The 25,783-nt window shown below is 32.8% G+C and carries 22 protein-coding genes; 21 read left to right on the top strand and 1 reads right to left on the bottom strand.

Translation table 11 applies throughout. The annotated features are described in order from the left end of the window. Positions 1-347: 347 nt before the first annotated feature. From CC89_RS11140 to CC89_RS11045, 20 genes are all read left to right on the top strand, one after another. A complete protein-coding gene (locus tag CC89_RS11140) occupies positions 348-2,438 on the top strand; it encodes a HelD family protein (protein ID WP_051931848.1) in 2,091 nt (696 codons plus the stop codon). Positions 2,439-2,899: 461 nt separating this feature from the next. Then, positions 2,900-4,792: an anaerobic carbon-monoxide dehydrogenase catalytic subunit gene (cooS, locus tag CC89_RS11135; protein WP_035292160.1), complete on the top strand. Its 1,893-nt coding sequence runs from the start codon at positions 2,900-2,902 to the stop codon at positions 4,790-4,792. 111 nt (positions 4,793-4,903) lie between these two features. Beyond that, complete coding sequence (locus CC89_RS11130) at positions 4,904-5,674, top strand: ATP-binding protein (protein WP_180963973.1); 771 nt, start codon at positions 4,904-4,906, stop codon at positions 5,672-5,674. 2 nt (positions 5,675-5,676) lie between these two features. After that, positions 5,677-7,356, top strand: coding sequence for a formate--tetrahydrofolate ligase (locus CC89_RS11125; RefSeq protein ID WP_035292158.1), 1,680 nt, complete (start codon positions 5,677-5,679; stop codon positions 7,354-7,356). A 21-nt stretch (positions 7,357-7,377) separates the two neighbouring features. Beyond that, positions 7,378-8,010 (top strand): cyclodeaminase/cyclohydrolase family protein, encoded by a 633-nt coding sequence (locus CC89_RS11120; RefSeq protein ID WP_035292157.1) that lies wholly within the window; start codon positions 7,378-7,380, stop codon positions 8,008-8,010. A 159-nt stretch (positions 8,011-8,169) separates the two neighbouring features. Next, complete coding sequence (locus CC89_RS11115) at positions 8,170-9,024, top strand: bifunctional 5,10-methylenetetrahydrofolate dehydrogenase/5,10-methenyltetrahydrofolate cyclohydrolase (RefSeq protein WP_035292155.1); 855 nt, start codon at positions 8,170-8,172, stop codon at positions 9,022-9,024. Between the two features lie 44 nt (positions 9,025-9,068). Then, positions 9,069-9,719: a methylenetetrahydrofolate reductase C-terminal domain-containing protein gene (locus CC89_RS11110; protein ID WP_035292153.1), complete on the top strand. Its 651-nt coding sequence runs from the start codon at positions 9,069-9,071 to the stop codon at positions 9,717-9,719. Between the two features lie 19 nt (positions 9,720-9,738). Beyond that, on the top strand, positions 9,739-10,614 hold the full coding sequence (locus CC89_RS11105; protein ID WP_035292151.1) for a methylenetetrahydrofolate reductase: 876 nt from the start codon (positions 9,739-9,741) through the stop codon (positions 10,612-10,614). Between the two features lie 102 nt (positions 10,615-10,716). After that, positions 10,717-12,090 carry a dihydrolipoyl dehydrogenase gene (gene lpdA, locus CC89_RS11100; protein ID WP_035292149.1) on the top strand — a complete coding sequence of 458 codons (1,374 nt, stop codon included), beginning with the start codon at positions 10,717-10,719 and terminating at the stop codon, positions 12,088-12,090. 48 nt (positions 12,091-12,138) lie between these two features. Next, a complete protein-coding gene (locus tag CC89_RS11095) occupies positions 12,139-12,912 on the top strand; it encodes an ATP-binding protein (protein WP_035292148.1) in 774 nt (257 codons plus the stop codon). A 20-nt stretch (positions 12,913-12,932) separates the two neighbouring features. Then, positions 12,933-13,877 carry an acetyl-CoA decarbonylase/synthase complex subunit delta gene (acsD, locus tag CC89_RS11090; protein WP_035292146.1) on the top strand — a complete coding sequence of 315 codons (945 nt, stop codon included), beginning with the start codon at positions 12,933-12,935 and terminating at the stop codon, positions 13,875-13,877. A 124-nt stretch (positions 13,878-14,001) separates the two neighbouring features. Next, positions 14,002-15,348 carry an acetyl-CoA decarbonylase/synthase complex subunit gamma gene (gene acsC / locus CC89_RS11085; protein ID WP_035292144.1) on the top strand — a complete coding sequence of 449 codons (1,347 nt, stop codon included), beginning with the start codon at positions 14,002-14,004 and terminating at the stop codon, positions 15,346-15,348. Between the two features lie 80 nt (positions 15,349-15,428). Then, the gene (acsE, locus tag CC89_RS11080) at positions 15,429-16,214 is read left to right on the top strand and encodes a carbon monoxide dehydrogenase/acetyl-CoA synthase methytransferase subunit (RefSeq protein ID WP_035292142.1); all 786 of its coding nucleotides are present in this window, start codon (positions 15,429-15,431) and stop codon (positions 16,212-16,214) included. Positions 16,215-16,230: 16 nt separating this feature from the next. Next, complete coding sequence (acsB, locus tag CC89_RS11075; RefSeq protein WP_035292140.1) at positions 16,231-18,357, top strand: acetyl-CoA decarbonylase/synthase complex subunit alpha/beta; 2,127 nt, start codon at positions 16,231-16,233, stop codon at positions 18,355-18,357. 158 nt (positions 18,358-18,515) lie between these two features. Further along, entirely contained in the window at positions 18,516-18,890 is a 375-nt protein-coding gene (gene gcvH, locus CC89_RS11070; protein ID WP_035292138.1) for a glycine cleavage system protein GcvH, read from the top strand. Between the two features lie 55 nt (positions 18,891-18,945). Beyond that, positions 18,946-20,874 (top strand): corrinoid activation/regeneration protein AcsV, encoded by a 1,929-nt coding sequence (gene acsV, locus CC89_RS11065; protein WP_035292136.1) that lies wholly within the window; start codon positions 18,946-18,948, stop codon positions 20,872-20,874. A 23-nt stretch (positions 20,875-20,897) separates the two neighbouring features. Continuing rightward, positions 20,898-21,089, top strand: a complete 192-nt coding sequence (locus tag CC89_RS11060) for a CooT family nickel-binding protein (RefSeq protein ID WP_035292134.1) — start codon at positions 20,898-20,900, stop codon at positions 21,087-21,089. A 133-nt stretch (positions 21,090-21,222) separates the two neighbouring features. Then, a complete protein-coding gene (locus CC89_RS11055) occupies positions 21,223-21,609 on the top strand; it encodes a DUF8180 domain-containing protein (protein ID WP_286161344.1) in 387 nt (128 codons plus the stop codon). Between the two features lie 29 nt (positions 21,610-21,638). After that, entirely contained in the window at positions 21,639-22,274 is a 636-nt protein-coding gene (locus tag CC89_RS11050; RefSeq protein ID WP_035292131.1) for a DUF3786 domain-containing protein, read from the top strand. A 131-nt stretch (positions 22,275-22,405) separates the two neighbouring features. Continuing rightward, entirely contained in the window at positions 22,406-22,810 is a 405-nt protein-coding gene (locus tag CC89_RS11045) for a DUF3842 family protein (protein WP_035292130.1), read from the top strand. Positions 22,811-23,049: 239 nt separating this feature from the next. Here CC89_RS11045 and CC89_RS11040 read toward each other — a convergent pair whose 3' ends face one another. After that, positions 23,050-24,237: a cation diffusion facilitator family transporter gene (locus CC89_RS11040; RefSeq protein ID WP_035292128.1), complete on the bottom strand. Its 1,188-nt coding sequence runs from the start codon at positions 24,235-24,237 to the stop codon at positions 23,050-23,052. A gap of 276 nt (positions 24,238-24,513) precedes the next feature. On the opposite strand from CC89_RS11040, the gene cbiM reads away from it, so the two are divergent. After that, positions 24,514-25,509 carry a cobalt transporter CbiM gene (gene cbiM, locus CC89_RS11035; protein WP_035292127.1) on the top strand — a complete coding sequence of 332 codons (996 nt, stop codon included), beginning with the start codon at positions 24,514-24,516 and terminating at the stop codon, positions 25,507-25,509. The last annotated feature ends 274 nt before the right edge of the window (positions 25,510-25,783 follow it).

The raw sequence follows: 25,783 nt of genomic DNA, 5'->3' as shown, positions 1-25,783 counted from the left end.
TAGCTCTTGCACTTGAGCGTTAGAATAACTTATTCAGAGGTGTAGTTAAAGCTATTTACTGATTTGATTAAATGCAGAATTATTACGGTAGGTAGGCACAGAATAAGATTTTTACACTTAGGCACATTTAAATAAATAACAAGTCAGTATGCTAGTCTATTTTTCTACATACTGCGTCATCAGAACCCGCCGATAATCCTACCAAAGGCGGAACCTGCTTTCTTGTCTGACACAAAATATACCAGCATCTTTGACTTGTTATTTCTTTTCGTGTATCTAAAGTATTGGAATTAAAGGTATAAGGAGAGGATAGTGTGAAAAAAGAAGAAAAGGCAATAAGAAATGAAATGGATTTGCAGATTGAAAAACAACATGTAGCAGACGTTATTAAATCAATAAGAGAAGAAATATTGAATTATATAAATAAAAGAAATAAGATAACTGAAAGTTTATTAAACTATAGAAAAAAAGTTGTAGAAGAATACAAAGACGATGAAGATAAGTTGATAGAGTATTTTGATCATGAAAGATTTGTAGAGGAAGAGACTTATAAAACTATAGATAAAAAAATAAAGGAAATGTCCATTTTACAAACTTCGCCATATTTCGGTAGAGTGGATTTTTTAGATAAGGAATATAATGAAGAGGATAAAATATATGTAGGTAGATTTGGATTCACTAGGGAAGAGGATTATGAGCCAGTGGTGGTGGATTGGAGAGCTCCTATAGCTTCATTATTTTATGCGGGTAAATTAGGGGAAACAGAGTATGTAGCGCCTTCTGGGAAGGTCCCTGTGGATATACTTAATAAAAGACAATATGTGATAAAACATGAAAATTTAGTAGGCATGTTTGATTCAACTATAGATATAAAAGATGAAATATTGCAAATGGTTTTAAGTAAAAATGCAGAGGAAAAGTTAAAAGATATAATAATGACCATACAACAAGAACAGGATGAAATCATAAGGAAATCTAGGGAAAAAACTGTAGTAGTAGATGGTGTAGCAGGTAGTGGAAAAACCACAATAGCTCTTCATAGAGTTGCTTATTTGCTTTATAACTATAGAAAGTCTCTTCAAGACAAAGTTATGATATTTGGGCCGAATAATGTTTTTATGGAGTATATTTCCATGGTTTTGCCTAGTCTTGGAGAAACGGGAGTTAAACAAAGTACTTTTTCAGACTTTGCTTGTACATTGTTAGATATAAATGAATTGATGGATTTAGGAACTTATATGGAAAAAATAATTAGTGGCAATGAAGAATTTATAAAAGAAGTTAAGTATAAAACATCTTTAGAGTACAAAAACAAGCTGGATTCGGTAGTTGAAGAAATGAACAGAGAGTTATTTAAAGTAAAAGATGTTAAATTAGCTGGAGAAATAGTATTAAAAGAAGAGGAGATAAAAGAGTTATTTTATAAATATTATAAAGATATGCCGTTATTTAGAAGAAGTAAAAAGATAAGAAGAATAATTTTTTCTAAAATAAGAGATGTAAGGGATGAAATAGTAAGGAAAATAAATTTAGAATATAAAAAGTCCATTGAAAAGTTAAATAAAGATCAATTAGAATTAGAAGGAAGTTTTTTAGAACTTAAGAGAAAGATAAAAATAAGACAATGTATTAAGGAAGTAATTATAGTTAAAAAATCATTGAGTTGGTTAAGTACTAGAGATTGCATGGATATATATAATGATATAAATGAAAATAAAGAGTTTACCATAGACGACTTAGCTCCAATGCTTTATTTGAAGATAAAATTAGAAGGTTTTAAGTATCAGGAAGAAGTTAAACATGTGGTTATAGATGAGGCTCAAGATTATAGCTATTTACAATTTATAGTTATAAAGGAATTATTAAATCCAAGTTCTATAACTGTAGTTGGAGATGCTAACCAAAGATTGATACCTGTAGAAGGAGAAATACCTATGGGTAACATAGGACAATTTGTACAAGGATTAGATGTGGAATATTTTAAATTAAAGAAGAGTTACAGGTCTACAGCTAGAATTATGCAATATGCAAATAAATATTTAGGAGACACTAGTATTGTACCTATGGTTAGAGAAGGAAGAATGATAGTGGAGGAAGAATATATTAATAAGGAAGAAATGATGGAGTTACTTATATCTAATATAGAAGAAATTAAAAGTCGAGAGTGTGAAAGCATAGGGATTATATGTAAGGACTTATCAGGAGCTTTAAAAGTATATGATTTATTAAAAGATAAAATATATATCAAATTAATTGATAAGGAAGATAGTATATATAAAGGTGGGGTGGTAATAATACCATCTTATTATGCTAAGGGTTTGGAATTTGATGGAGTAATTTTAGTGGATGAGGGATTAAAACTTAAACAAATGAATAAAATTAAATATGTAATGTCAACTAGAGCTTTGCATGAATTAGTAGTTTTAAAGGAAAAATAGTTAGTTATTTCAAAAAAGAGCTGTATTAATAAAAAAGAAAAAATAGTACAGTTCCTTTTTTTTATGAAACACAGAGAGAAAAATGCAAATAGATAAAGAGACATTTATATAAATGTTAAATAATAATCATTTTTAACGTCTAAAAGAAGTAAAAAGTTTCAAAAAAAATTTTCAGATGTAGAAAAAAATCATATACACATTAAGCTAAATGAATAGTGAAATCTCCAAAAAACTGCATAAATGAAAAGAATTTTAGGGAAAACTGCGTAAAATTCTAAAGAATAAACTCTGAATATTCTGAAAAATGAAATAAAAATATTCTGTTGAATTTGTTAAAAAAATATCTTTTTAGTGTTTCTTTTTTTGAGTAAAAATACTATAATTAAAATGAAAGAATAAAACTAATTTTCAGTTTTGTTCAAAGTATTGTAGAAAATATTTAAGAGAGTGGGGGTAAAACTGTGGAGGAGAAAATATTAAATATTCAAACTGCACAAAATGAATTATTAGAAAAGGCCAAGAAGGATGGCGTAAAGACAGCTTGGGATAGAAAGGTTGATTTAAAAGCACAATGCGGATTCGGTTTAGCTGGAGTTTGCTGTAGAATTTGTGCTATGGGACCTTGCAGAGTTAGTCCAGTACCAGGAAAAGGCGCTGACAGAGGAATATGTGGTGCCACAGCTGATGTTATTGTAGCAAGAAACTTTGCTAGAATGGTAGCTGGTGGAGCGGCAGCTCACTCAGATCACGGCAGAAGTATAGTTTTAACTCTTCTTAACGCAAGTAAAGATGGTGATTTTAAAGTAAAAGACGAAAAGAAATTAATTAAAGTTGCAAAAAGATTTGGTGTTGAGACAGAAGGAAGAGACATTTATGATATAGCTCATGATTTAGCAAAAGCTGGATTAGAACAATTTAGTAAACAAATTGGAACATTGACGTTACCACCTACAGTTCCAGAAAAAAGAGCAGAAATTTGGAATAATCTAAAAATAATGCCAAGAAATATAGATAGAGATATAGTATCTATAATGCATTCAACTCATATAGGGTGTGCAGCAGATGCTGAAAGTTTAATAAAAATGTCAATGAGAGCAGCTATAGCAGATGGCTGGGGGGGCTCTTATATGGCAACAGAATTCAGTGACATCATGTTTGAAACTCCAAAGGAAATAAATACAGAAGCAAACCTTGGAGTACTAGAAGGAAATTCAGTTAACGTAGTTCTTCATGGACACGAACCAACTCTTTCAGAAATGATAATTTTAGCATCAGAAGATCCAGAGCTTATTGAGTTAGCAAAAGCGCAAGGAGCAGATGGAATTAATCTTGTTGGTATGTGTTGTACAGCTAATGAAGCTACTATGAGACATGGACTTAAATTAGCAGGAAACTTCCTACAACAAGAATTAGCAGTAGTTACAGGCGCTGTAGAAGCAGTAATAGTTGACGTACAATGTATAATGCCTGCACTTGCTCAGTTATCAGAAAAATATCATACTAAATTCATAACAACATCTCCAAAAGCAGAAATTACAGGTTCAACTCATATTGAATTTGATGAAGAACATGCATACGAATCAGCTAAGGAAATATTAAAACAAGCTATATTGAACTTTAAAAATAGAGATAAATCTAAAGTTTATATTCCAAATGAAAAGAGTACAGCAGTAGTTGGATACAGTACAGAAAGTATAGTGTCAGCTTTAGATAAAGTAACTAATTCAAATATAGGAGTAGCAGGTACAGTTAAGCCATTGGCAGATTGTATCGTTTCAGGAGTTTTAAGAGGTGCTGCTGGAGTTGTTGGATGTAACAACCCTAAGACACCACATGATAATGGACACGTAGAAATAATTAAAAACTTAATTGCTAATGATGTAATAGTAGTTGCTACTGGTTGTGCAGCTCAAGCAGCAGCTAAGGCTGGATTATTACAAAAAGAAGCTAGAAATTATGCTGGTGCTGGACTTAAAAAAGTATGTGAACTTGTGGATATACCACCAGTATTGCACATGGGTTCATGTGTTGACATAAGCCGTATATTAGAACTTGTAGGAACAGTTGCGAATCACCTAGGAGTTGACATATCAGATTTACCAGTAGTTGGTGTTGCACCAGAGTGGATGTCTGAAAAAGCAGTTTCCATAGGAACTTATGTAGTATCATCTGGTATAGATACATGGCTAGGAGTAGTTCCTCCAGTAACAGGTGGACCAGAAGTTGTAGACATACTAACTAATAAGATTGAGGGCATGGTAGGAGCTAAATTCTTCATAGAAACAGATCCTAAGAAGGCTTCTGAACAAATGGTTGAAAGAATGGAAGAAAAACGTAAAAAACTAGGAATATAAATTCGACATATCGACAGGTGCCTGGCACCTGTCAATATAAAAACGACAAAGTTCGGTAAAGTTCGGTAGGTGCCAGGCACCTATTAAAAAAAGGGGGAATCAATAATGAAAATGAAAATAGCTATAACAGGCAAAGGTGGAGTAGGAAAAACAACTTTTTCTGCAATATTAAGCAGAATATATGCAGAGGAAGGATACAATGTTTTAGCAGTAGATGCAGATCCAGATCCAAACTTAGCATTGGCGCTTGGTTTCCCAGAGGAAATGATAAATGAAATAATTCCCATATCAGAAATGAAGACTATGATATCAGAAAGAACGTCTTCTACTCCTGAAACTTTTGGGAAAATGTTTAAAATAAATCCTAAAGTAGATGATATACCAGAAAAATTCTGTAAAAAGCATAATGGTGTTAAATTGTTAACTATGGGCACTGTGGACAAAGCTGGCATGGGGTGCTTTTGTCCAGAAAATGTACTTTTAAAGAAATTAACATCTCATTTAATCCTTCAAAATAAAGATATAGTTATAATGGATATGGAAGCTGGTATAGAACATTTAGGAAGAGGTACAGCTCAGGGAGTAGATTTATTTATTGTGGTTATTGAACCAGGAATAAGAAGTATTAAGACTTATGAGCATGTTAAGAAGTTAGCAGAGCAATTAGGAATAAATAGGGTTTTAGTTGTAGCTAATAAAGTTAGAAATATGGATGATGAAAATTATGTATTAGAGCATGTGGGAGAAGAAAATTGTTTAGGATTTATACATTACAGAGAAAATGTTGGCGATTCTGACAGAGTTAATCATTCTCCTTACGATTCTGAAGAAACCGTTGGGGAGGTTAAAAAAATAAAAGAGAAATTGGAGAAGGGGGCATAAAAATGGGTTTTAAATCCGATATAGAAATTGCACAGGAGGCTAAGCTAGAACATATTAAAGAAATAGCTGCAAAGTTAGGATTAACAGAAGATGACATAGAATACTATGGAAAGTACAAGGCTAAAGTAGATTACAATTTATTAAAGAAAGACAATGGAACTAAGCCAGGAAAGCTTATATTAACAACAGCTATTAATCCAACTCCAGCTGGAGAAGGAAAAACAACTACAGCTATAGGGGTGGCAGATGCCTTATCAAAACTAGGTAAAAATACAGTAGTAGCGTTAAGAGAACCATCATTAGGACCAGTATTTGGTATTAAGGGTGGAGCTGCAGGTGGAGGATATGCACAAGTAGTTCCTATGGAAGATATAAATCTTCATTTTACAGGAGATTTACATGCTATGACAGCTGCAAACAACTTATTAGCAGCAATGATAGACAATCATATTTATCAAGGCAATAAGTTAAACATAGACCCAAGAAGAATTACTTGGAGAAGATGTATAGACATGAATGATAGACAATTAAGGTTCGTTGTAGATGGACTTGGTGGAAAAGCTAACGGTGCTCCAAGAGAAGATGGATTTGATATAACTGTTGCATCAGAAATAATGGCTATATTCTGTTTGGCAAACAATATTACTGATTTAAAAGAAAGACTTTCTAGAATAGTTATTGGCTATACTTACGCTGGAGATCCAGTTACAGCTGGACAATTAAATGCTCATGGAGCTATGGCAGCTCTATTAAAAGATGCATTAAAACCAAATCTTGTACAAACATTAGAAGGAACACCAGCATTTGTACATGGAGGACCATTTGCTAATATAGCTCATGGATGTAACTCAGTAATAGCTACTAAAATGGCTATGCACTTTGGAGATTATGTAGTTACTGAAGCAGGTTTTGGTGCTGACCTTGGGGCAGAAAAATTCTTAGACATTAAATGTAGAATGGCTGGTTTAAAACCAGATGCTGTTATAATAGTTGCTACAGTTAGAGCGTTAAAATATAATGGTGGAGTTCCAAAGACTGAGCTTAATGAAGAAAACTTAGAAGCTCTAGAAAAGGGCTTACCAAATTTATTAAAGCATGTTGAGAATATAACTAAAGTATATAAGTTACCAGCAGTAGTTGCTTTAAATAGATTTCCAACTGACACAGAAGCAGAACTTAAATTAGTTTCTGAAAAATGTAAGGAATTGGGCGTGAATGTTACTTTATCAGAAGTTTGGGCAAAAGGCGGAGAAGGCGGAATAGAAGTTGCTAAAGAAGCTATAAGATTGATTGACGAAGCTGAAAACAATTTTACATTCTCTTATGAAACTAACCTACCAATAAAAGAAAAAATAAGAGCTGTTGCACAGAAGATATATGGTGCTGATGATGTAGAATTTACAGCTGGTGCATCAAAACAAATAGCTGAATTAGAAAAGAATGGTTTTGGAGATGTTCCAGTATGTATAGCTAAGACTCAATATTCACTAACAGATGATCAAACTAAACTTGGAAGACCAACAGGATTCAAGATAACTGTAAGAGAAGTTACAATTTCAGCAGGAGCTGGATTTGCAGTAGCTGTTACAGGACAAATAATGAAAATGCCAGGACTTCCAAAACTTCCAGCAGCAGAGAGAATAGATGTAAATGAAAATGGAGTAATAAGTGGATTGTTCTAAAATTTTTAGGAGGTAGGAGATATGGAATTAGCAGATAAGACTTGCATGGATTTTACAGAAGTGCTAGCTTCTAAAGAACCAGTACCAGGTGGTGGTGGAGCAGCAGCATTAGTTGGTGCTATAGGCACAGCATTAGGTAGTATGGTTTGCAACTTAACCATTGGAAAGAAAAAATATGCTCAATATGAAGAAGAAATTAAGGGCATATTAAGTGAAGCTGGAGAAATTCAAAAGGAACTCCTAAAAATGATAGATGATGATGCGGAAAATTTTCTTCCTCTTTCAAAAGCTTATGGCATGAAGAAAGATACTGAAGAAGAAAGAAAATTAAAAGAAGAAACTTTAGAAAAAGCACTTAAACAAGCCTGTGAAGTTCCAGTTTCTATAGTAAAAAAGGCTTATGAAGCTATAAAATTGCATGAAAACCTAGTTAATAAATGTTCAAAATTAGCTATAAGTGATGTAGGTGTGGGGGTGCAATGTTTAAGAACAGCCATCATAAGTGCTCAACTAAACGTTATAATTAACATAAATTCTATTAAAGATCAGAATTATGTATCCAAAGTTAAAGAGGAAACTGAAAAACTGGTAAAAGACGGAACGGAAATAGCGGATAAGGTTTATGAAGAAGTGGTAAAAGCTCTTTGTAAATAATATATACATCCTCATGCCCTCATTATTTAATGGGGGCTATAGGAATGTATAGTAAAATAGTATATTCCTTGGTCTTTAGTACTTAGTATTTTTATAAGAGGCTGAGAAATATATAATAATATTTCTATAATAGAATTTATTAAATGAGGAGGCTTTGAAATGGGACAAATTATTAAAGGTAAACCCGTGGCTGATGCAATTACAGAACAGTTAGCAGAAGATGTTAACAAACTTAAAGACATGGGAATAACTCCTAAGTTAACTATAATGAGAGTGGGAGAAAACCCAAGTGACCTTTCTTATGAAAGAGGAGCGTTAAAAAGATACGCGAAGGTTGGAATAGATACAGAAGTTAAGGCTTATCCAAAAGACATATCACAAGAACAATTCATAGAGGAAATTAAAAAAGTAAATGAAGATAAGAAAACTCACGGTATTTTAATTTTTAGACCTTTACCAAAACAAATGGATGAAGATGTAATTAAGCACGTTATATCTCCAGAAAAGGATATGGATTGTTTCAGTCCAATAAATGTAGCAAAGTTAATGAGCGGGGATAAGACGGGATTTCCACCATGTACACCAACTGCAGTTATAGAAATGTTAAAGCATTATAATGTAGAAATGAAAGGTAAAAATGCTGTAGTTATAGGAAGATCCATGGTAGTTGGAAAACCAGTATCAATGCTTTTGTTAGATGAAAATGCCACAGTAACTATATGTCACTCTAGAACAAAAAACATGGCAGAAATAGCCTCTAAAGCTGATATATTAGTAGTTGGAATAGGAAAAGCAAAAATGATTACAAAGGACTATGTAGGTAAAGATGCTGTAGTAGTTGATGTAGGCATAAATGTAGATGAAGAAGGAAAACTATGTGGCGATGTAAATACAGAAGATTGTTTAGAAAGAGCTTCATTAATAACACCAGTACCTGCGGGAGTAGGTTCAGTTACTACTTCAATACTAGGAAAACATGTAATTAAGGCATGTAAAGCTCAAAACAATTTATAATATAAAAACTTTATAGTTACTAATAATTAAATGGGGGAAGAAATATGGTTATTTCAGAAAAAAAGCCTTTAGAAGAAATTCTTAAATACCTTGAAGGTAGTAAAAAAGTAGTACTTACAGGATGTTCTTTATGTGCTAGCTCTTGTCAAGTAGGCGGAGAAGAACAATTAGTAGAGATGAAAGCTAAGCTAGAAGAGAATGGAAAAGAAGTATTGGGATTTAAAGTTTTAGATCCATCTTGCAATTTCCTAAAAGCAAAAAAAGACTTAAAAGAATTAAAAGAAGCTATAAAGGAAGCAGATGCAGTTCTTTCATTAGCATGTGGCGATGGTGTACAAACTGTAGCTAAACTTGTTAAAGTTCCAGTATATCCTGCAAATAACACAAGATTTATAGGAGAGGTCGAAAGAGTAGGCAAATTTGATGAAGCTTGTAGAGCTTGTGGACAGTGCCAACTAGGGTGGACTGGAGGAATTTGTCCAGTAACTAAATGTGCTAAAGGACTTTTAAATGGACCATGCGGAGGCGCAAGGGATGGAAAATGTGAAGTAGATCCAAATAATGATTGTGCATGGATACTTATATATGAAAAACTTAAAGAATTAAATAAACTTGATAATTTAACAGAAATAAGAGAACCAAGAGATTATCAATTAGATATGCATCCATCAAAAATGGATATAAGAAATAGATAAAAGCTAGAGGGGGATTATTATGAGTTTATTACAGCAGGCCTTTGAAAAAAAAGAGTTTGCAATAACAGCGGAGATGGCTCCTCCAAAGGGAACAGACCTTTCTCACTTAATAGAGTGTGCTAAGGCTATAAAAGGAAGAGCTCATGGAGTCAATGTTACTGATTTCCAAGCAGCTACAGTGAAAGCTACATCTTTAGCAACTTGTAAAATGCTCAAAGATGCAGGATTAGAGCCAGTGTTACAAATAACAGGTAGAGATAGAAATAGAATTGCTATAGAGGGTGAACTTCTATCAGCAGGTATTTTTGGAATTGAAAACGTATTAGCTCTAACAGGAGATTATACAGTGCTTGGTGACCACCCAGGTGCAAAACCAGTGTATGACTTAGATAGTGTAGATATACTTAAGGTAGCATCTACTATAAGTTCTGGTGTAGATATGATGGGAAATGAATTAAAAGGAACACCAAACTTCTATTTAGGAGCTTGTGTATCTCCAAAATATGACCCATTAGAACTACAAATATTAAAGATGAAAAAGAAAATTGAAGCAGGCGCAAAATTTTTCCAAACACAAGCTGTTTATGATATAGATACTTTAAGAAAATTTAGAGAAATGACAAAAGATTTAAATACAAATGTGATGGTTGGAATTATACCATTAAAGTCAGCTGGTATGGCAAAATACATGAATGCTAATGTAGCAGGTGTATACGTTCCAGATGAAATTATTGACAGAATGAAGGGTGCAGAAAACAAAGTACAAGAGGGAATAAACATAGCTGCAGAATTCATAAAACAAGCTAGAGAAGAGGGATTATGTGAAGGAGTTCACATAATGGCTATAGGAGCAGAAGAAAATGTTCCAGTAATACTAGATAGAGCAGGACTTTAATTTACAGTAAAATCATAAAATTCAAAAGGTAGACTAGTATTATTAAATAGGGGAATTTTAATTTACGGTAAAACTATAAAATTAATGAGAGAGGCGATTGGGATGAAAATAGTAGTTATAGGTGGAGGCCCAGGAGGATATGTAGCAGCATTAAAAGCAGCTATGAAAGGGGCAGAAGTTACTGTAGTTGAAAAAGAACACGTAGGAGGAACTTGCTTAAATGTAGGCTGTATACCAACTAAAGCATTAATAGCTTGTTCGGAGGCTCTAGAAACTATAAAAAATGCAGATAAATATGGAATAAAAGTAGAAGGGGAAGTAAAGGCAGATTTTGATGCAATTGTAGCAAGAAAACGAAAAGTTACAGACCAATTAGTAAAAGGTATAGAATTCCTTTTTAATGAAAAAGGAGTAAAACTAGTTAGAGGTACTGGTAAAATAGTAGATAAAAATAATGTAGAAGTAGAAAAAAATGATGGAACAAAGGAGATAATTAAAGCAGACAAAATAATTATAGCTACAGGTTCTGTTCCAGTAGTTCCACCAATGTTTCCATACGACGGAAAAAGAGTTATAATAAGTGATGAGGTACTAGAATTAGAAAAACTTCCAGAATCCATGATAATTGTAGGAGGAGGTCCAATAGGTTGTGAAATTGGACAATTTTACAATGAATTAGGAACAAAGGTTCAAATAGTTGAAATGGTAGATCATTTGATTCCATTTGAAGATGAAGATGTAGCTAAAATACTTCAAAGATCATTTAAGCAAAGTAAAATAAAATTCTTTGTTAAAGATGGTATATCTAAAGTAGATGTAAAAGAGGACAAGGTTGTAGCTACTTTAGGAAGTGGCAAAGAACTAGAAGCTGAAATGATGCTAGTTTCAGTAGGTAGAAGACCATATACTCAAGGCTTAGGACTAGAAGAACTTGGAGTTAATATGGAAAGAGGAAGAATAGTAGTAAATGAAAAAATGGAAACAAATGTTGAAGGCATATATGCTATAGGTGATACAGTAAGTACTCCAGCATTAGCTCATGTAGCTTCTAAAGAAGGAATTATTGCAGTAGAAAATGCATTAGGTGGAGATAAAAAAATGGACTACAGAGCTGTTCCAAGATGTGTATTTACTAGTGTAGAAGTAGCAGGAGTAGGGGCAACAGAAAAAGCTCTTAAAGATCAAGGAGTAGAATATAAAGTTGGAAAATTCGACTTTAGAGGACTAGGAAAAGCACAAGCTATGGGTAAATTCCAGGGCTTTGTAAAAGTGATAACAGACATGAACGACAAAATATTAGGAGCTGCAGTTATAGGTCCTAATGCAACAGATTTACTTACAGAACTTACATTAGCAGTACATTTAGGATTAACTGCTGAACAAGTGGGCGATGCAATACATCCACATCCAACACTATCAGAAGCACTAATGGAAGCCGTTCATGATGTAAATAAAGAAAGTGTTCACGCAGTTTAAAGCATAGGGTTTTTCTAACCCTATGCACTAAATAAAGGAGGTTATACTATGGGATATAAAATAGCTGTAGCAGGTAAAGGTGGCACTGGAAAAACTACATTGACAGGATTATTGATGGATTATTTGGTGAAACAAGGGAAAGGCCCTATATTAGCAGTAGATGCAGATGCTAATGCTAACTTAAACGAAGTTCTAGGCGTAGAAGTAGAGGAAACTTTAGGTACAATAAGGGAAGAAGTTAGTCAAATGTCCCTTAAAGGCGACGGCTTTCCAGGAGGAATGCTAAAAGCTGATTATCTAAAATATAGATTAAACACAGGATTAACCGAAGGTAATGGCTTTGATTTATTGGTAATGGGAAGATCACAGGGTGAAGGTTGTTATTGCTACGTAAACGGTGTTTTAAAAAATCAAATAGATACATTAGCTAATAATTACGATTACATAGTTATAGACAATGAAGCTGGAATGGAACATTTAAGTAGAAAAGTTGTAGATGATATTGATTTATTGTTCTTAGTAAGTGATTGTTCAAGGAGAGGAATACAAGCTGTAGGAAGAATAAATAAATTAGTAAAGGAATTGAAATTGAAAGTTTCTGAGACCTACCTTATAGTGAATAGGGCGCCTGAAGAAAAACTAAAGGATGGAATATTAGAAGAAATAGAGAATCAAGAATTAAACTTAGTAGGTGTTGTTCCAATGGATCCTATGGTATATGAATACGATTGTGCAGGAAAACCATTAGTTAAATTACCTGAAGATAGTGTATCCAAGAAAGCTTTAAATGATATATTATCTAAGGTTGGATTAAATAAGTAAAAACAAGGAGGCTACCAGTTATGTTCAAAAAAACAGTACAAAAATACTCAGGTAAAATCAACGAAGTTCAAATGGGAACAGGAGAAAAGGCAATAAAAATAGGAGGACAAAACGCACTTCCTTTTTACACTTTTGATGGGGATACAGGAAATACCCCTAAAATGGGAATGGAAATAATAGATGTATATCCAGAAAATTGGATAGATGCATTAAAAGAAATATACAAAGATGTATGTAACGATCCAGTTCAATGGGCAAAATTTATAGAAGAAAAATATAACCCAGATTTTATATGTTTGAGACTAGAGGGAGCAGATCCAAGTGGAGCAAATAAATCTGTTGAAGAATGTACAAAAATAGCTAAGGATGTAGCAGAAGCTATAAAAATTCCTCTAGCTGTAGCAGGTACAGGAAATCATGATAAAGATGCAAAATTATTTGAAAGCTTAGCAAAGGAATTAGATGGACATAACGTATTGTTATTATCAGCAGTAGAAGAAAACTATAAAACTGTAGCAGCGGCAGGTGCATTAGCTTATAGTCATAAAGTTGGAGCAGAATCTTCAGTTGATATTAACCTTGCAAAACAATTGAATATATTAATAAACCAACTAGGTGTTAAGACTGAAAATATAGTATCAAATGTAGGATGTTCAGCGGCTGGTTATGGTTATGAATATGTTATATCAACTATGGATAGAATCAGACTTGCAGCATTAGGACAAGATGATAAAACTCTTCAAACTCCAATAATAACACCAGTTTCTTTTGAAACATGGAAAGTTAAAGAAGCTGTAGAATCAGAAAAAGATTCTCCACAATGGGGTTCTCAAGAAGAAAGAGCAATATCTATGGAAATAGCTACTGCAACAGGTGTTTTATCAGCTGGAACAGATGCTTTAGTATTAAGACATCCAAAATCAATAGAGACTTTAAGAAGCTTAGTAGAAGGGTTACTAGCATAATTTGTCTAAATACTTAATTTAGTCTAAATTGTTTATAAGTTTTGGTATTTTAAGATGGTAAGATAAAAAATTCGGAAAAATATTTGTAGATAGGTAAATTCGAATTGTTAGAGGAGGATAAAAAATGGCTTTAAAAGGATTAGATATATTTAAATTAACACCAAAAAAGAATTGTAAAGATTGTGGTTTCCCAACATGCTTAGCATTCTCAATGAAAGTAGCTGCAGGAGCGGTAGAAATAAGTAAATGTCCTCATATGGATTCATCAGCATTAGAAAAGTTATCAGAGGCTACTGCACCACTTATGAAAACAATAACAGTTGGAAAAGGTGAAAATGAATATAAATTGGGAGGAGAAACAGTTCTTTTCCGTCACAGTAAAACTTTTGTAAATAGAAATAGATTTGCTATCATGTTCTGTGATTGCATGTCTGATGAAGAAATAGATAGAAAAATAGAAAATATGAAAAAGGTTAATTATGTAAGAATCGGTGAAGAAATGAAAGCTGAAATTGCTGCAATAAACTACAGTGGCAATAAAGATAGATATATAGAAATAATAAATAAAATTAAAAATAGCGGATTAAAAGTAGCTTACATGTTAACTTGTGAAGATGTATCTGTTATGAAAGAAGCTTTAGCACTAGTAAAAGATGAAAATCCTATAGTTTATGGTGCAAACAAAGACAACTATAAAGAAATGGTTGAATTAGTTAAAGCTGATAAGTTAGTTTTAGGAGTTAAGGCTCCATCATTAGAAGAATTATATGCATTAGTAGAAGAAATACACAAAGAAGGTTATAAAGAATTGATACTTGACCCAGGTTCTTCTTCAATTAAAGAAGCTTTCCAAAATACAGTTCAAATAAGAAGAATAAATTTAGATGGACAAGATAGAGTATTTGGATATCCATCAGTGATATTTGCTAATAAACTTGCTAATAATGACAAGTTTATGGAAGTAGCATTAAGTACATTATTTACAATGAAATATGGTTCAATCATTGTACTTGATGATATGGATTATGCAAGAGCACTTCCACTATTTGCTCTAAGACAAAACATATTCACTGACCCACAAAGACCAATGAGAGTTGAACCAAATGTTTATCCAATAAATAACCCAGATGACAACTCACCAGTAATGGTAACAGTTGACTTTGCTTTAACTTACTTCATAGTATCTGGCGAAGTTGAAAGATCAAAAGTTCCAGTATGGATGTTGATTCCTGATGCAGGCGGATATTCAGTTCTTACATCTTGGGCAGCAGGTAAATTTACAGCATCAAGCATAGCTAAATTCGTAAAAGAAAGTGGAGTAGAGGAAAAGACTAAATCAAGAAAACTTATAATTCCAGGTAAAGTTGCTGTACTTAAGGGTGACTTAGAAGAAAATCTACCAGGCTGGGAAATAGTTGTTGGAACTAATGAAGCTCTACACATTCCAAAATTCTTAAAGGAATTTAAATAGGCAATACACTTCTTACATAAAGGGGAGCCCCCCTTTATGTAAGGGTTTAAAATAAAAAAATTGAAAAGGGGAGAAAAGCCATGGAAAAATTCATGATTATAGGGGAAAGAATTCACTGTATATCACCAACTATAAGAAAAGCATTAGCAGAAAGAAATCCTGAACCAATATTTAAAAGAGCAAAAGAACAACTTGATGCAGGGGCTCATTACTTAGATTTAAATATAGGACCTGCTGAAAAAGATGGCGAAGAAGTAATGCCATGGGCTATTCAATTACTACAAAAAGAATTTGACAACGTTCCTCTTGCTTTAGATACAACTAATAAAAAAGCAATAGAAGCTGGAATAAAAGTTTATAACAGAGAAAAGGGAAAACCAATAATAAACTCAGCAGATGCTGGAGAAAGAATAGAAATGATAGACTTAGCAGCTGCTAACGATGCAATGGTAATAGCTCTATGTGCTAAAGAAGGTATAACAAGAGATAACGACGAAAGAATGGCATATTGTACAGAAATGCTTGAAAGAGGTATGTCATTAGGATTAGAGCCAACTGATATGTTATTTGATCCGTTATTCTTAGTTATAAAAGGAATGCAAGAAAAACAAAAAGAAGTTCTAGAAGCTGTTAGATTAATAAGTGAAATGGAACTTAAAACTGTTTGCGGATTAAGTAATATATCTAATGGAGCACCAAAACAATTAAGACCAATAATGGATGCTAATTTCTGTGCTATGGCAATGCAAGCAGGTTTAACATCAGCAATAATGAATCCATGTGATCAAAGATTAATGGAAACTATAAAAACTTGTGATATTATCAATGGAGCAGTTTTATACGCAGACTCTTATTTAGATCTATAAAAGGGGGCAAGGGAAGATGAATTTATTTCAAACCATATTTACAGGCTCAAATCAAGCTTTAGAAGCAGCAAAAGGGATAGTTGCTCAAGCTATAAATGAAAAAGGTAAGGATTGCAAAGTTGCTTTTCCTGATACTGCTTATGGACTTCCAATAATTTTTGCAGCTACAGGAAAGAAAATAACTACTCTTGAAGAATTAGAAGGCGCTTTAGCCGTAGTAGAGAGTTTAATAGTTCAAGAAGAAAGATTAGAAAAGGCTCTAAATGCAGGTCTTGCTACTGCAGTGGCAGCAGAAATAATTGAAGCTGCTAAATATGTATTAAGTGAAACACCTTATACAGAACCTTGTATAGGATTCGTACCAGACCCAGTTATTCGTTCACTAGGAGTTCCTCTAGTTACTGGAGATATTCCAGGAATAGCAGTTGTTTTAGGAGAATGTCCAGATAGTGAATCAGCAGCAAAAGTTATAAAAGACTATCAATCAAAAGGATTACTTACTTTCTTAATAGGAAAAGTGATAGACCAGGCTATAGAAGCTAACGTAAAAATGGGTCTTGACTTAAGAGTTATACCAGTAGGCTATGATGTAACAGCAGTAATTCATGTTGTATCAGTAGCTATAAGAGCTGGATTAATATTTGGTGGACTTGAAGGCGGTAAATTCCCTGACTTCTTAGAATACACAGACAAGAGAATTCTTGCTTTCGTAAATGCTTTTGGACCACTTAGTGAATTAGTAGTTTCTGCAGGAGCTGGTGCTATAGCACTTGGATTCCCAGTAATTACTGACCAAGACGTTCAAGAGGTTCCAACTTTATTATTAACTCAAAAGGATTACGATAAAGTAGCTAAAACTTCACTAGAAGCTAGACACATAAAGATAAAAATAACTGAAATTCCAATACCAGTAGCTTTTGCAGCAGCATTTGAAGGTGAAAGAATAAGAAAAAATGATATGTTTGCTGAATTTGGTGGAGGAAAAACTGATGCTTGGGAACTTGTAATGCAAAGGGAACTTTCAGAAGTTGAAGACCACAAGATAACATTAATAGGACCAGATGTAGATACAATAACAGAAGCACCAGGAAGACTTCCATTAGGAGTATTTATAGAAGTGGCAGGAGCTAACATGCAAAAAGACTTCGAGCCAGTTCTTGAAAGAAGACTTCACTATTTCTTAAACTATATAGAAGGTGTAATGCATGTTGGTCAAAGAAACTTAACTTGGGTTAGAATAGGTAAAGAAGCTTATGAAAAAGGCTTTAGATTAAACCACATAGGAGAAGTTATTTATGCTAAGATATTAGATGAGTTTGGTTCAGTTGTGGATAAATGTCAAGTTACTATAGTAACTGACCCAGATAAATGTGGAGAACTAAGAGAAAAATATGCTATGACAAGATACATGGAAAGAGATGAAAGATTAGAGTCTCTAATAGATGAAAATGTAGATACATTCTACACTTGTAATTTATGCCAATCTTTCGCTCCAGCTCACGTATGTGTTGTAACACCTGAAAGACTTGGGCTTTGCGGAGCAGTTAGTTGGTTAGACGCTAAAGCTACACTAGAATTAAATCCAACTGGACCATGTCAAGCAATACCAAAAGAAGGAGTTATAGACGAAAACTTAGGTATTTGGGAAACAGTAAATGAAACTGTTGATAAAATATCTCAAGGTGCAGTAAGCCAAGTTACACTATACAGCTTACTTCAAGACCCTATGACATCTTGTGGATGTTTTGAATGTATCTGTGGTATAATGCCAGAAGCTAATGGTGTTGTAATAGTAAACAGAGAATATGCTTCAATTTCTCCTCTAGGAATGACATTTGGTGAACTTGCATCAATGACAGGTGGTGGAATTCAAACACCAGGATTTATGGGACATGGAAGACCATTTATATCTTCTAAGAAATTCTTAAAGGCTGAAGGCGGAGTTGGAAGAATCGTTTGGATGCCAAAAGAATTAAAAGAATTCGTTAGAGAAAAATTAAATAAAACAGCTAAAGAATTATATGATATAGATAATTTTGTAGATATGATTTGTGATGAAACTGTATCTACAGAGTCAGAGGGCGTATTAGCATTCTTAGAAGAAAAAGGACATCCAGCATTAACTATGGATCCTATTATGTAATTCTAAATTTAGAATTTAAAATAATAATTGATAGTTAAGATTTAAAAATTGTAATTATGTAGTTAAGTATAGTTATAGTGGGTTTAAATAGTATTTAAATCCGCTATAACTACAAATATGGTAATTTACGTTTAAAATATTTTAGGGAGGGCATATATATGAATCATCCAGAAAATTTATATTACAGCAAAGAACATACTTGGGCAAAAGTTGAGGGAGATACAGCTTATGTTGGAATAACTGATTTTGCTCAAAGTCAATTGGGAGAAATATTGTTTGTTGAAATGCCAGAAGTAGACGATGAAATAACTCAAGACGAAACTTTTGGAGTGGTTGAATCTTCTAAAAAAGCTTCAGATTTATTTGCACCAGTTTCAGGGACTGTATTAGAAATAAATGAAAAGCTAGATGATGAGCCAGAATATATAAATGAAGATGCATATGATGCTTGGATTATAAAAGTTCAATTAAGTGATAAAGGTGAGCTAGATAACTTATTAAGCTCTGCTGATTACCAATCAAGTATAAAATAATATAGTCTTTCTCGGCCTAGGCCGAGAAAGCTTTTATCACAGGGGGTATTGATTTATGGCTAAAGTTAATTTTACTTCTCACGGAGTGCAGGTAGAAGCAAAAAACGGAGAAAGCTTGCTTACAGTAATAAGGGGAGCTGGAATATTTATAGATGCACCTTGTAATGGTAATGGCTCTTGTGGAAAATGCAAGGTTAAAATACTTCAAGGGCAAGTAAATTCAAGTAAAAGTAACCATATAACTGAAGAAGAATTGGCACAAGGCTATGTATTAGCTTGTTGTTCTACTATAACAGGAGATGTGGAAGTGGAAATTCCATCTACTGCTGATGATGCTATGCATAATATGAAAATAGAAGATTTAGGTGGAGAAAAGGAAAAGAAAATATTTAATGAAGCGAGAGAAATATTAAAAAATAACGGCATAGAATTGGGAATAGACATTAAAAAGAGTTTTTTAGAAATTCCAGAGCCAACATTAGATGACAACATATCAGATGTAGATAGGTTAATTAGACAGGTTAGAAACACATTGGGATGTGGGAATGTTCAGTGTGGGCTTTCAGTAATAAAAAAAATACCTCATACTTTAAGAGAATACAATTTTAAAATTACTATAACTTATATTGAAGAAGAAAATAACATAAATATAATAAATATAGAGGGAAATGATAATACAAATAAACTGTATGGAGTAGCTATAGATATTGGTACTACTTCAGTTGCAGCATGTATCATAAATTTAAAATCTGGGGAGATAATAGCTAAAGCTTCCTCAGGAAATGCTCAAATACAATATGGAGCAGATGTAATAAATAGAATAATATATTCAGGAAAGAAAGATGGACTTAAAAAATTAAATGAAGCCATTATAAAGTACACCATAAATCCATTATTGCAAAAGATGTATGCAGAAAGTGACATAGAAGCTCATGAGATTGCATCCTTTGTAGTGGCAGGAAATACTACTATGAGCCATTTATTTTTGGGAATTCAACCAGATTACATAAGAATGGAACCGTACATACCAGCGTTTTTAAGTTCTCCTCACATAAAGGCTTATGAATTGGGAATAAACATAAATCCTGAGACTACTGTATATTTGGCGCCTTCTGTGGCAAGCTATGTTGGAGGAGATATTACAGCTGGAGCTTTAGCATCAGGTATTTGGAATTCAGAGGAAAATGTTTTATTCATAGATTTAGGAACTAATGGAGAAATAGTTTTTGGAAATAAGGAATTTTTAATGAGCTGCGCATGTTCGGCAGGACCAGCTTTTGAAGGTGGAGAAATAAGCTGCGGCATGAGAGCTTCTAGTGGAGCCATTGAAAAGCTAGAAATAGATAAAAATACCTATGAGCCAAAGATACAAATCATAGGAGAAGAAAAGCCTGTAGGCATATGTGGTTCTGGTATAATAGATTTAATATATCAATTAATGGCCACTAAAATAATAGATAGGAGAGGAAAAATAGTTAAAGGACTAAATACACCTAGAGTTAGGTTTGATGAACATGGCATGGGAGAGTATGTATTAGCCTTTAAAGAAGAGTATAATATAGATAAGGATATAACCATAAATGAGGTTGACATAGATAATTTTATAAGAGCTAAGGGAGCCGTTTATTCTGGAGTATCATCAATGATATCTAGTGTTGGGATGGACTTTGATTGCATAGACAGGCTATACATAGCTGGTGGTATTGGAAACAACCTAGATGTAGAGAGCTCTATAATGATAGGTATGCTTCCAGATATACCTAGAGAAAAAGTAAAATATATAGGTAACAGCTCACTAATAGGATGTTATTTAACTATAATGAGTAAAGAGGCTAAGAAAAAATTGGAGGAAATATCCAGTGGCATAACTTATTTAGAATTAAGTGTGGAACCAAGTTATATGGATGAATTTGTATCAGCATGTTTTTTACCGCATACTGATATAGATAGATTTCCAACGGTAAAGGAACTGCTGGGAGAATAAATTATTAAAAGGAGGAATTTGCTATGTGTGAATCAACAGCTTATTTAATAACTCCTAAGGGAGAAGAAAAAATAATGGAGTATGTGGTAGAAGTGTTGCCTAAGGAAGACGGAAAGATATTTTTAGCAGACCTTCTAGGAGATGAAAAAATAGTAGATGGGGTATTAAAAGAAATAAAACTATTAGATCATAAAATCATAATTCAAGGAAAGTAATACTTAAATAAAGTTAATTTAACTGCTAGGTTCTTTGCAAGTTAAAAGCTAAAGTTGCAATTTGTGACTTGCAAAGAACTACAAATTAAATACTAAGGCTATATAAAAATACAAATATATGGAGGTAATAAAAATGTGTAAAGATTTAAAACATGAACATACACATGAGCATTGTCATGAACATGCCCATGAACATTTTGATGGAGAACACACTCATGAACATTGCCATGAGCATACACATGAGCATTCTCACGGGGATGATCACTGCCATGAACATTCACATGACCACGGTGAATGCTGTTGTGATGGAAATTCTACATTAGATAAAGACCAAAAAACTTTGAAAATTTTATTATCTCATTGGATAGACCATAATAAATCTCATGAAGACGGATTTAAAGAATGGGTAGAAAAATCTAAAAAAATGGGTAAAACTGAAACCGCAAAATATATAGAAGAAGCTATAAAATATATGGAAAAAGCAAATGAAATGTTAAAAGAAGCTGGAGAAAACATTTAACCTTAAAATGAAAGGATGAAATAGGGCTAATGGATAAAAAAGCTGTAGAAGAAAAAAGAAAAGATAAAATACCATATGATTACTATAAAGATACATTAAAGAATTACAATCCACAGGAAATAGTTAAAAATACTGGTTGTAAATACGATGAGGATAAAAAAGAGTTCACTGTAAAGATTATGGGACAAGACTATATAGTTAAATATCCATTAGGTGAAGTATTAAATGGGGATTACTCCGAAATAGAAAAGTATCCAACTAAGACATTAATACTTAGATACCTAATAAATGCCAAGGGAGTAGCTCCGATTAATCATGACATAACATATAGAGATGTGCCAGGTGGAGAGGTATATTACAATAATTTTTATGGAAGATGTATTTTAAGATTAATAAGAACCTTTGGAAAAGATTTGGACAAGTTCCGTAAGGCATTCCAAAACATCCCTAAGGAAGAAGTGCACATGGGAGACATAGCTTATAAATTTCAGTTTATAAATAATGTATATGTGACCTTTGCCCTATGGGAGGGGGATGATGAATTTCCTCCTTCAGCTCAAATACTTTTTGATAAAAATGCGGCCTTTTACTTTACAGCAGAAGATTTAGCTGTAGTAGGTGATGTTTCTATAGGTATTTTGACTAAACTAGCATATGCAAAATAACAGACATATATGTACTATAAATAGTAGATATTTTGCAAAATCTAATATGGTTTATATATAAGCTGCAGATTTCATGACAGAAAAGTTTGAAAGCCCTCATATTAACGCTAATAAAGAAAAGGTGGTATCTAATGAGAGTAGCAGTAATTGATGGATTAGGCGGAGGATTAGGAAAAGTTATAATTGAAAAGATTAGGGAACAATACAAAGAAGGTTTTGAAATTATTGCATTAGGCACAAATTCTTTAGCCACCGCTAATATGATAAAAGGTGGAGCTCATGCAGCAGCTACAGGCGAGAATTCTATAAAGGTTATGTCATCGGAAGTGGATGTGATCATAGGGCCTATAGCTATTCTAGTAGCAAATTCAATGATGGGGGAAATAACTCCAGTTATGTCTGAAGCTATTGCTAATAGTAAGGCAAGAAAAATAATTTTACCTTTAAATAAATGTAATGTAATTACTGTAGGTACTAGACAGTTATCTATGAATCAAATGGTAAATTTGGTTATTGAAGAGTTGAGTATTTGTTAGTATAAAAAAACAAAAAACCATGAAAGATGCTTATTTATATATGCATCTTTCATGGTTTTTTGTCTCGACCCATTAATCTCCAATATCCAATTCTTAATCCGTAATCTCTAATTATTTAGATATTAAGTTAATATGTTAGGCTTTATTCAGGATTTAATTTCTAGAAATAAATTCTAGGTACTTAGTACTAAAATAAAGTCTTTAATGAGGATTGGAGAGCGGTGATTAGGGATTAATAGCTATCTTATAAAAGTATAATTTTTATCTACAGTTATTACGCAATTGTAAGCAGGGTTTATAGCTTTTAATTTTTTATTAAATTGGAGTATGATTTCATTTTCCTTTTGTTGGTCTATATGAATATCATGGTCAATTACCACGTCAAATATTAAGTTAATATAATTATTTTCTCCTACCATTCTAAAATCGTGCATGGATTCTATTTCCGGTATAGTAGGGATTACAGACAACACATCTTCTTTACACTTTTTAACTGCTTCATCGTTTGTATTAATAGGATCCATGTGTATAACTAATAAAATATTATGTTTTTTAGAAATTTCTTTTTCAGCCTTGTCTATTATTTCATGTATTTTTAATACAGAAATATCACAAGGAACTTCTGCATGTAGAGATACCATAAATTTAGAAGGGCCATAGTTATGAACTATTATGTCATGTACACCAGTTATATATTCATAGCTAAGTAAATCTTTTTCTATATTCTCTACCAATTCAGCATCAGGAGCCTCACCCAAGAGAGGATTTATGGTTTCCTTTACAAGGCTAAAGCCAGAGTAAATTATGAAAAGTGCTACTAAAATACCTATATATCCGTCTATAGGTAAAGATGTAAAGTTCGATAAAACAAAGGACAAAGCAACTACACTGGTGGTTATTACATCACTAAAAGCATCCATGGAAGTAGCGCTTAAAGTGGTAGAATTTATTCTTTTTCCAAGTTTTTTATTAAAGAATCCAAGCCATACCTTTACTAATATTGAGAAAAGCAAAAGAACAAAGGGAATTATATGAAAATTTATTTTTGTAGGATTTACAATTCTATCAAATGAGGTTTTGACAAATTGAAAGCCTACCATCATAACAAAAAAGGAAACTACAAGAGCCGCTAAATATTCTACACGCCCATGCCCAAAGGGATGTTCCTTATCTGCAGGCTTATTTGCTAATTTAAAGGATACTACGGTTATAAGTGATGAAGCAGCATCGGATAAGTTGTTAAAAGCATCAGCAGTTATAGCAATGCTATGGGATATAAATCCCACTGTAAGCTTTATGGATGATAAAAGTATATTTGCAATTATTCCTATCACTCCCGCAAGATATCCATATTTCTGCCTAACATTTTCATCATCTGTATTATTGTGGTCTTTTATAAAGTGTGAAATTAAAAAATTAGTTAACAAACCAAAACACCGTCCTTAAAATAAAAAAATAAATAGATTATTAATAAGTATATTATACCACTTTATAATAAAATCCAAGGGGTATTAATTTACATAAAAATAGAGCTTGACTATTTTTTTACATAGGTGTAAAATTATTTTGTTGAATAAAATATTTGTGTCTTAAAAACGAATTTTGAGACATATGAATAAATCGATATATAACCACGAAGGTTATCCATAATTATGGAGCTTTTGTGGTTTTTATTTTTATAAAATTAAGTTGGGGGGATAATAATGCATATACCAGACAATTATTTAAGTCCATCGACCTGTGCTGTAATGGGGGTGGCAATGGTTCCAGTTTGGAAAAGAACAGTTACAAAAGTAAAGAATGAACTGAGTAAAAAGAAAATGCCACTGCTTGGAGTTTGTGCAGCTTTTTCATTCTTAATAATGATGTTCAATGTACCAGCACTAGGGGGAACTACAGCTCATGCTGTAGGAGCTGCTTTAATCGCAATTATTTTAGGACCTTATGCTGCATGTATAGCAGTAACTATTGCACTATTAATACAGGCTTTGTTTTTCGGAGATGGTGGAATACTAGCATTTGGAGCAAATACTTTTAACATGGCTTTTGTTATGCCATTTGTAGCTCACTACGTATTTAATTCTATAAAGAGAAAAATAAAAAGTGAAAAGGGTGAATATGTAGCTGCATTTATAGCAGGATACATATCGCTAATTATGGCAGCTTTATGCGCAGCTATAGAATTTGGTATTCAACCTATGATTTTTAAAGATGCAGCAGGGGCGGCACTGTATTGTCCATATGCTTTAAACGTAGCAATTCCAGCAATGATTTTGCCACATTTAATCATAGGATTATTAGAAGGTGCAGTTACTGCGGGAGTTTATGCTTATATTAAGAAATTATCCCCAGGAACTATATATGAGGGAAAAAAGGAAAATAGTAAGTCTTTAACTGGACTTATAATAGCAATGATTGTTTTAAGTCCAGTAGGATTATTAGCTTCAGGTACTGCATGGGGAGAATGGGGAACAGATGAAATAAAAGAATTAACTGGTTTTGTTCCAAAGGGCATGGAAAAAGGATTTGAATTTAGTTCTATGGCGCCAGATTACAGTATAAGTGGACTTCCAGAAATAGCAGGGTACATATTGTCTGCTATAGCAGGAGTAGCACTTATAGTTATAATTTTTAAAATTATAGGAGCTTTGAAAAAAGATAGTAATATTGATATGAAGGATAAAACTGTTGAGAGCTAATTTTATATGTCTAAAAGATTAGAATTTCTTAAATTAAATTTATTGTTTCGAGCTCTTATGCAAGTTATTGAGGAGAAATTTTATAATTCCACTATATTGTATCTTTTTATGGTTGAATCATAATATATATAACAGATGATAATAAATAAGTAAATATTGAATTTTACAACCATCCATATTTTCTTTCTAGCTTTAGAAGGAATGTAATGGATGGTTGTTGAATTTATGCTTGTATCTAATATTAGCAAAATAGGAAAAAGTGAGAGGGTGGATT

Source organism: Clostridium sp. KNHs214 (genome assembly GCF_000744935.1).
In the GTDB taxonomy this organism is placed as follows: Bacteria; Bacillota; Clostridia; order Clostridiales; family Clostridiaceae; genus Haloimpatiens.
Note: the sequence above shows the minus strand (reverse complement) of the source record. Positions and strands in the feature narration are given on the sequence as shown.